At 41.8% G+C, this 9,006-nt stretch carries 7 protein-coding genes and 1 pseudogene; 5 read left to right on the top strand and 3 right to left on the bottom strand.

The annotated features are described in order from the left end of the window. Positions 1-577: 577 nt before the first annotated feature. Together recG and IM485_RS17515 are read right to left on the bottom strand one after the other, a co-directional pair. Positions 578-3,046, bottom strand: coding sequence for an ATP-dependent DNA helicase RecG (gene recG / locus IM485_RS17520; protein ID WP_287744650.1), 2,469 nt, complete (start codon positions 3,044-3,046; stop codon positions 578-580). Between the two features lie 67 nt (positions 3,047-3,113). Next, complete coding sequence (locus IM485_RS17515; RefSeq protein ID WP_287744647.1) at positions 3,114-4,013, bottom strand: hypothetical protein; 900 nt, start codon at positions 4,011-4,013, stop codon at positions 3,114-3,116. Positions 4,014-4,243: 230 nt separating this feature from the next. Between IM485_RS17515 and hypE the strand changes: the two genes are divergently transcribed. From hypE to IM485_RS22805, 4 genes and pseudogenes are all read left to right on the top strand, one after another. Beyond that, positions 4,244-5,314, top strand: a complete 1,071-nt coding sequence (gene hypE, locus IM485_RS17510; RefSeq protein WP_287744644.1) for a hydrogenase expression/formation protein HypE — start codon at positions 4,244-4,246, stop codon at positions 5,312-5,314. A 162-nt stretch (positions 5,315-5,476) separates the two neighbouring features. Next, positions 5,477-5,821, top strand: a complete 345-nt coding sequence (locus IM485_RS17505; protein WP_002732104.1) for a hydrogenase maturation nickel metallochaperone HypA/HybF — start codon at positions 5,477-5,479, stop codon at positions 5,819-5,821. Further along, the gene (gene hypB / locus IM485_RS17500; RefSeq protein ID WP_287744641.1) at positions 5,812-6,636 is read left to right on the top strand and encodes a hydrogenase nickel incorporation protein HypB; all 825 of its coding nucleotides are present in this window, start codon (positions 5,812-5,814) and stop codon (positions 6,634-6,636) included. The genes IM485_RS17505 and hypB overlap by 10 nt, the downstream gene beginning before the upstream one ends. A gap of 46 nt (positions 6,637-6,682) precedes the next feature. Continuing rightward, positions 6,683-6,763: pseudogene (locus tag IM485_RS22805) on the top strand (transcriptional regulator); the annotation flags it as partial. A 150-nt stretch (positions 6,764-6,913) separates the two neighbouring features. On the opposite strand, the gene IM485_RS17495 reads toward IM485_RS22805, so the two are convergent. Next, entirely contained in the window at positions 6,914-7,918 is a 1,005-nt protein-coding gene (locus tag IM485_RS17495) for a sulfate/molybdate ABC transporter ATP-binding protein (protein ID WP_287744638.1), read from the bottom strand. 284 nt (positions 7,919-8,202) lie between these two features. Here IM485_RS17495 and IM485_RS17490 point away from each other — a divergent pair, with 284 nt between their 5' ends. Next, positions 8,203-9,000 carry a sulfite exporter TauE/SafE family protein gene (locus tag IM485_RS17490; protein ID WP_104396951.1) on the top strand — a complete coding sequence of 266 codons (798 nt, stop codon included), beginning with the start codon at positions 8,203-8,205 and terminating at the stop codon, positions 8,998-9,000. The last annotated feature ends 6 nt before the right edge of the window (positions 9,001-9,006 follow it).

The raw sequence follows: 9,006 nt of genomic DNA, 5'->3' as shown, positions 1-9,006 counted from the left end.
CAGTTATCAGTTATCAGTTATCAGTTATCAGTTATCAGTTATCAGTTATCAGTTATCAGTTATCAGTTATCAGTTATCAGTTATCAGTTATCAGTTATCAGTTATCAGTTATCAGTTATCAGTTATCAGTTATCAGATTTGAGGTTTAAGTTTTGAGTGAGCAGTATGTATTAAGTGAGCCTCATCAAATGCCAGTTTGCTGCTGTCTTTTCACTGATTATTGATTACTGTTTACTGATTACTGATCACTGTTTACTGATTGGGTGCATCTCACATTTGTAGAAATACCGACAATCAGCAATTATCAGTGACTCCTAAATTATTACAGATGCGTCAGCGGCTGCGTGTAAGCATCCCACCGAAAAACTAATGCGCGGGGGGTTTGGGGGGTAGAACCCCCCAAAGGCTTGGATTGAGTGATAAAATCGAAAGTAATACTAAATCCGTTGAGTATGGGCTACATATCAAGAGAGGCACTCCTGCAAAACGGAGAATAAATAACCAGTTTTTAATAACCAGATTTAGTATCATAATTCGTAATTCATAATTCATAATTGATAATTCATAATTCACTCAATCAAGTTAAAATATCCGCTCCTAACATCCGTTGATATTTAGCTTCTAAAGCTTGTTTCAAATTGGGCAAAGTGATTAAATGGGGATCATCTAACATAATTTTTTCGGCGGCATCTCTTGCCAAAACTAACACCTCTTGATCCTCGACTAAACTAGCGAGGGCAAAATCTGGTAAACCCGATTGTCGTTGTCCTAAAACTTCCCCCGGACCGCGAAATCGCATATCCATTTCCGAGATAAAAAAGCCGTCTTGGGATTGTTCCAAAACCGTTAATCTTTGACGGGAATTAGCACTATTACTGCCACTTAAAAGTAAACAATAGGATTGATGGGAACCTCTGCCCACGCGCCCCCGTAATTGATGCAATTGTGAAAGGCCAAAACGTTCGGCATTTTCAATTAACATCACCGTGGCATTGGGAACATCCACCCCCACTTCGATAACCGTAGTTGAGACAATAATTTGCAGAATATTATCGCGAAAAGCTGTTAAGATTTCCTCTTTTTCGGCGGAACTCATGCGACCATGGAGTAAACCGATATTAAAATTGGGAAAAATCTTTTCTGATAAATTTTGATATTCTTCCACCGCAGCCCTTACATCTAATTTTTCCGATTCTTCAATCAAGGGAAAAATCACATAAGCTTGTCTGCCTTGGGCAATTTCACGGCGAATTAAATCATAGGCAGCCCTTCTTTGATTGCCATTTAAAGCGGTGGTTTGAATCGGTTGTCTGCCGGGGGGTAATTCATCAATTTGACTCACATCTAAATCCCCATGCAGGGTTAAAGCTAAAGTACGGGGAATCGGTGTTGCTGTCATGGTTAAAACGTGGGGAGACTCTCCTTTGCTTAATAATCTTGCCCTTTGTTGTACCCCAAAGCGATGCTGTTCATCAATAACAACTAACCCCAATTTGCGGAAATTAACTGCATCTTGAATTAGGGCATGAGTTCCCACTAAAAGTGGTAATTCTCCTGTCTCCAATTGGGCGTGAATTTCTCGCCGTTTAGCGGTTTTTGTGGAACCCGTCAATAATTCTACGGGTAAATATAAGAGATTAAACCAGCTAACTAACTTACGATAATGTTGTTCCGCTAAAACTTCCGTAGGAGCCATTAATGCCGCTTGATAACCGGATTGTAGGGCTGCTAAAATAGCATAAACTCCGACAATTGTTTTGCCAGAACCCACATCCCCCTGCACAAGACGATTCATCGGGGTGCTAGAATCTAAATCCTCTAAAATTTCCTCAATAACTCGTTTTTGAGCATTGGTTAATTGAAAGGGAATTATCTGATTAAATCGATCAATTAGTTGACCCTTAGCACTAAAAATAGCACTTTTCTGTGTCTGACGATACTGTTGCCGCCGCCGCAGAAAACCCAATTGTAAAAAGAAGAATTCATCAAAGACTAATCGCCGTCGAGCTTGACTGAGAATCTCGGAATTATTAGGAAAATGAATGTTAGTAATTGCTGTTTTTAAATCGATTAATCCGTATTGTTTTCTTAGACCGAAAGGCAAGGAATCTTTTATCGCATCTACTGCCCCAAAAGCGGCGACTACAGCCTTTCTAATTAGGTCGGCGGGTACTCCATCGGTGAGGGGATAAACGGGCAGGATACGCCCGATTTTTAAGGACTCAATACTTGCCCCAGAACTGTCTAATAATTCAAATTCAGGATTTTCTAAAGTTAACCCATATTTACCCGCTTTGACTAAACCACTAACCGCCACCACCGAACCGACGGGATAGAGTTTTTTTTGTCCTTCTTGCCAAGCACGATTAGTGTAGCGAGTTCCCGCATAAAAACGGTTTAATTTTATCTGTCCAGTGCGATCCTGTAAGAGCAATTCAAAGATAGCTAACTTGGTATTTTTGGGGCTATTAAAACAATTACAGCGCTTGACATTCCCCACTAAAGTTACCGTTTCCCCCTCGGTTAAATTAGCGATATTGACTTGACGACTGTAATCCACATGATCTCGGGGATAATAATATAATAAATCTTCAACTTTGTGGAGGTTTAATCTTTCTAAAAGACTAGCTTTTCTCTCTCCCACTTCCGCTAGATATTTCAAGGGTTGTTCGAGGGTGACTTGCCGTGGAGAATTAGCCTTTGCCGTGATGGGAATGGTATTAATAATTTTCGCCGCAGCTGGTTCTTTTGGGGTGGGGGTTGCTTCTAAAGTTTGCCGTAATTGTTGCAAAAAATTGCGAGTTTCGACGACTAATTGTTGTCTTTGTCTGGGATTAAATTGGGAATATTGGGCAAATTTTTGGGCTAATTCTCGCCAGCGATTTCTCTCACTGGTGGCAATTCCCACGGGAGGATTATCCCCGAAACTAAGACACAAAAACTCGCTAAAACGGTATTGATTTCCCTGAAGATCTGGATAACCTTTTTCCGCTTCTACAGATAAGGCTTTTTGTAATCTCACCCAGTCGGGTATTTCCCCTTTCATAATTGCCTCTTGACTCCAAATTTCCCAGTATTATGCTTCCCTAATACTTCTGTTTAATTATAACTGATTAATCGTACCAACTACTGCGCCACGCCGCTTCCGCTTGAGCGATAGTATATTCTTTGCGAATACGATAATATTGTTCCCCTAGACGATTTAATTGTTCCCAAAGGTAGCGAATTTGATTTCTTTCGACACTTAAGCGAGCATCAGCAAATTCCAGTTCAGCCATTCGTAGATGAATTGCCGTTACTTTAGTTACTTTGCCACTCAAAAAATCACGATTATCCTCATCCTCATCCCCATCATCTTCATCTTTTTCTTCCTCTAGTTCAGGGTTTTTAGCTTCCACTAGAATGTTTAACATATTATTTCCCCCACCTAGGGATTGTCCTTCTTCTCCCGCTTCAATTGCCATATCGAGAATTTGACTGGGTAGATGAGGGGGAAGAATATAAGCTTTTTGTAGTTGCTGATTAATTTGTTTAGAGAGATGATTGAGAATCTCAATACAGTTTTTTTCCAGCACTCGACAACAATGGAGTAAAATATCGGGGTTATTAATCTCTCCAGTTGCGGCTAGATTTCCCGGTTTGTCTAGAAAAAGTTTCAAGAAATCTGGGGTATTTTTCGTCTCTGCTGGACTTTTAGAGAATCCTACCCCTGAAAATGCTCCTCGATCAAAGCTCTGCTCGCCCAATTGCTGTAAACTGGCTTTAGCCTCTTGTCCTAGAGCTTTGATCTCCTCTTGTAGTTTCTGACGATTGCTGTGGGAGAGAGCCAGAAATTCCCCCCCATAGTAACGGGTACAGATATAATACACTGCCCCGATCGCCTGTTTATAGAGAGATTCACCAAGTAAATCAAGATAAATTCGGTATTTTTCTCGCATTTTTTCGGCTAAATTTGCCACCTCCGTTTCTATGTTCTTTAAATCTTGTTGTAGCTTGTTCAGTCTTCCAGTCATAGAAATTTTACTGAGGGAGAAGTTAGCGATCAGCAAATTCTATTATAGCGACTCACTGTCAGCTATAACGCCCTGACATGGGGGAGATGTTCAGACGAAAAGAAGGTAAACTGGAATCTGTGCCGCGTTGATTGTCTTTAAATTTCACTAGCGTTTCTGATCAAGATAAAGTCTAACCTAATTTGGTATCGACCAGCGACTCGCCAAAATGAAAACTTCCTACCTCACTTATGACTAGCAATCCTTCAGCTTCTTTAAGATTAAAAAAAACAAAAATTACTGACACAAATATCACTCTCTCCCATGGCAGCGGTGGCAGCGCAATGCGGGATTTAATTAATGAGATATTTGTGAATAATTTTGATAATAACCTACTGGCAACCCTTGAAGATCAAGCCCGATTTGAAATTAAAGATTTAGCTGGAATAGGCGATCGCTTGGCATTTACCACCGATTCCTATGTGGTTTCTCCCCTATTCTTTCCGGGGGGTGATATTGGCAGTTTAGCAGTCAATGGAACCGTTAATGATTTGGCTGTCGGTGGGGCAATTCCTCTCTATCTCAGTTGTAGTTTTATCCTCGAAGAAGGTTTATCTATCGACACCCTAAAAACCATCGTTACGAGCATGAAAATAGCCGCCGAAAAAGCAGCAGTAAAAATCGTCACCGGGGATACAAAAGTCGTTCCCAAGGGACAAGGAGATCAAATATTTATTAATACCTCTGGAGTGGGAGTAATTCCGGCTGGAATCAATTCCGGGGCGAATAATTTACAAGTTGGCGATCGCATTTTGCTGAACGGTTTTCTGGGGGATCACGGTGCCGCCATTCTGATTGCCAGGGGCGAATTAGATCTACAATGCACAATCGAAAGCGATTGTCAAGCCCTGAATTCTTTAATTTCTGCAATTCTGGCAGTTTGCCCGGAAGTTAAAGCGATGCGGGATGCCACTAGAGGCGGATTAGCCACGGTTTTAAACGAATTTGCCCAAAGTTCAGGGGTGGGAATACAGGTACAGGAAACGGCGATCCCCATCCGGGAAGAAGTGCGAGGAATGTGCGAATTATTGGGTTTAGAACCGCTTTATCTGGCAAATGAGGGCAAATTAGTCCTTGTCGTGCCTCCGGAGGCGGAAAATCGCGTTTTAGCAGTGATGGGTTCCCATCCTGACGGTAAAAATGCCGCTTCTATCGGGGAAGTCGTCGCTTCTCCCCCCAATTTAGTTTACTTAAAAACCCCTTTCGGCACTAAAAGGATTCTCGATATGTTAGTCGGTGAACAATTACCGAGAATATGTTAATTAGACAGGAGACAGTTTTAAAGGAAAAAGTGAAAACTAAAAAAACAGATAGTTGGAGTTTTGGAGTTTTGGGGTTTTGGGGTTTTGGGGTTTTAGTTGAAATTTCCCTGTTCCCTGTTCCCTGATAACTGATAACTGATAACTGATAACTGATAACTGAAAATGCACGAACTAGGAATCACCCAAAATATTATCGAACTTGCCTTAGAACACTCGCGAGGAATGAAAGTTAAGCGCGTGGTGTTAGAGATTGGTAAACTAACGGCAATTATGCCAGAATCGATCGCTTTTTGTTTTGATACCTGTTGTCAAGGTACTAATATAGAGGGGGCAATGTTAGAGATTCTGGAAATTTCTGGTTTAGGACAGTGCCAAGATTGCGGAAATGAGCTAGAACTAGAATATCCCTACGGAATCTGCGATCGATGTGGTAGTCGCAATATAATCATTTTACAGGGACAAGAATTAAATCTTAAATCGTTGGAGACAGAATCCTTATGTGTGTAACCTGTGGTTGTTCTGATAACTCGGAAGTAACGGTAACTAATCCGCAAACGGGAACCCATGAACATATTTTAGCCGATGGTACTGTTATTAGTCATAGCCATCACGATCACGATCACGCTCACGATCATGAACATCCCCATCATCCCGCAGAAATTCACGCTCAAATTCATGGTAACATTCTCCAAGTTGAGCAAAATCTGCTGGCAAAAAATAATCTGTTAGCGGCACAAAATCGCGGTTGGTTGAAGGGTAGAAAAACTGTTGCCCTTAATCTGGTTTCTTCCCCCGGTTCGGGAAAAACTACCCTGTTAACTCGCACAATTGCCGATTTAAAAACCGCTATTCCTATCAGTGTGATTGAGGGAGATCAAGCTACAGCTAATGATGCTCAAAAAATTAGTGAAACCGGTTGTCAGGTTATCCAAATTAACACCGGAACAGGTTGTCATTTAGAAGCATCAATGGTAGAGAGAGGATTAATCGAACTCGATCCACCGATGAATTCTTTAGTCATGATCGAAAATGTCGGTAATCTAGTTTGTCCTGCTTTATTTGATTTAGGAGAAAATGCCAAAGTCGTCATTCTTTCCGTCACCGAAGGAGAAGATAAACCGATTAAATATCCCTATATGTTCCACGCTTCTCAAGTCATGATCTTGACAAAAATAGACCTACTACCCTACGTTAATTTTAACCTCGATCGCTGTTTAGATTATGCCTATCAAGTTAATCCCAATCTGAAAGTTTTTCAAGTTTCCGCTACCACAGGAGAAGGTTTAGATGCTTGGTACGGTTGGTTAAAATCGCTGGTTTAAGTTAAGCAGTAACACACCCAAAAAGTTCAGTCTAACTGAAAGAAAAATGACCCTAGCACTTGATCAAAATATTTATAATCAACTGTTGACTAAATTTCAACCCAAGATTATTGAAAATGAGGAAGAATAAGTAGCCTATACTCAACGGATTTAGTCTTATTTGCATAAGACTCCTAAGGGTGTGCAGGTACATGATGCGAAGCTAGTAGCAGCCGTGTGCATTCATGACCCTACACCTATTAGGACTTTCGTCAGGTGCTAACAATAAGGCTGACTTTTAGGCAAAAACGCGAGCATCCCGAGGACGAACATAAACTTGATCCCCGACCTTGAGATGCAGTTGAGCCAGTTGTTCTCGATTCAGATGGGCAATCAGAAGAGAGCGATCCGGTAGAATTAATTCCACATCGATGGCCCAACCCAGATGGATAATGCGCTCGACTTTTGCCGCAATACTAGACCCATTGGGAGAAGAGAGAATTTCTAGGTCGTGGGGACGAATGAAAATCTTAACTCCGTTAGTACCCCCTCCGAGCTGCTCGAATAGTGCAGCCGAGGTCGGTGGTAAAACATTCACCCGGCCGATAAAACTCATCACAAAAGGAGAGGCAGGATGATCGTACACCTGATCGGGAGTTCCCACCTGTTCGATTTTACCCTCATTAAAAATTACGATCTCGTCGGCCACTTCCATGGCTTCCTCTTGGTCGTGGGTGACAAAAACACTGGTGACATGGACTTCCTCGTGTAATTGCCGCAACCAAACCCGCAGCTCTTTTCTAACTTTGGCATCCAAGGCCCCAAAAGGCTCATCTAATAATAATACTTCCGGTTCTACCGCTAAGGCCCGGGCCAGGGCAACCCGTTGACGTTGACCCCCGGATAGTTGGGCCGGATAGCGATCGCCTAATCCCTGCAATTGAATTAAACTCAAGAGATTGTCCACTCGTTTTTGAATATAGTTCGGGGTAGCTTTGCGAATATTTAAACCGAAAGCGATATTCTGACGCACCGTCAGGTGTTTAAAAAGCGCATAATGCTGAAAAACAAAGCCAATATTCCTTTTTCTGACGTTTAAATGGGTTGTGTCTTTGCCGTTGATGATAATTTTGCCTGTGTCGGGGGGTTCTAATCCTGCGATCGCTCTCAGGAGAGTAGTTTTTCCTGAACCAGACGGTCCCAGCAGTGCCACCAGACGATTCGATTTGATCTCTAGGTTGATGTTGTCTAAAGCGGTAAAGGTGCCGAATTGTTTCGATACCTGCTCGATGATGATACTCACGGTGGTTAATCCTCTGGCAAAAAATGTATAGGGTTTGACCGTATTTTAACTATGATTTAATCTCAATCGTATTAAAATACACTTACATTTTACAAGATAGCAAGAAAATTAAGTTTCGATTCGGGAGATTACTGGTTGTAAACAGAGACTAAAAAGATTAAACAGCGATAAAAGCTTAATATTACTTTTTTTCGCTCTTTTAGTCGGTTCTAAAGGCTTAATTAATCAATTTTGTCTCTTAACCACCAGAAACGCACCGGAGAAAAGAGACGACTGAGGCAAAAATGGACTATTCTTTATTGACAATATTTAGCTTTTTTATCGGAATTATCGTGGGATTAACGGGAATTGGCGGTTCATCGTTAATTACACCCCTATTGATCTTTGTATTTCAGGTTCCCGCTACCACCGCAGTGGGTTCCGATGTGGTAGCGGCCGGGTTGATGAAAGTGGTCGGCACTGTTCGTCACTGGCAACAGCAAACGATCGAGTTAGAAGTGGTAAAATGGCTAGTAATTGGCAGTGTACCCGGTTCTCTGTTAGGATTAGTCGGTTTTCGCTATTTTCAGCAGAATAGCTCTCTCAATCTCGATCAATGGTTGCCTACTATCATCGGTCTTGTCTTGATGATCGTGACTGTCCTAGCGGCCCTGGAACTACTAATCTCCTTATTTTTTCCCGATTTGTCCCCTTGGTCCTGGCCAAAATTAGATTTAACCACTCGCTCTGGTCAGATAAAAACAACGATATTAGGGGCAGTTTTAGGCTATTTGGTCGGTTTAACCAGTATTTCCAGTGGTTCCTTATTTGCATTGGTCTTGATGACCTTTTTTCAGCTTGATTCTCGCAAATTAGTCGGCACAGATCTATCGCAAGCGTCCATCCTCTTAACCTGTACTTCCATCGGTCATCTGGGATTAGGAACAGTAGATTGGAATCTGGTACTTCCCATCTGGTTGGGTGGGATACCGGGGGTAGTAGTGGGAGCAAGATTATCGGAATATTTCCCCAAAAATGCCCTAAAAATACTGCTTTATACGGTTCTAGTCACGGTCAGTTGGCGCTTACTGCAACCCACCTAATCCCCA

This window comes from Microcystis sp. M169S2, from assembly GCF_020245865.1.
Classification (GTDB): domain Bacteria; phylum Cyanobacteriota; class Cyanobacteriia; order Cyanobacteriales; family Microcystaceae; genus Microcystis; species Microcystis ichthyoblabe_A.
The sequence above is the reverse complement of the archived record's forward strand: the minus strand, read 5'-3'. Positions and strand labels throughout refer to the sequence as shown.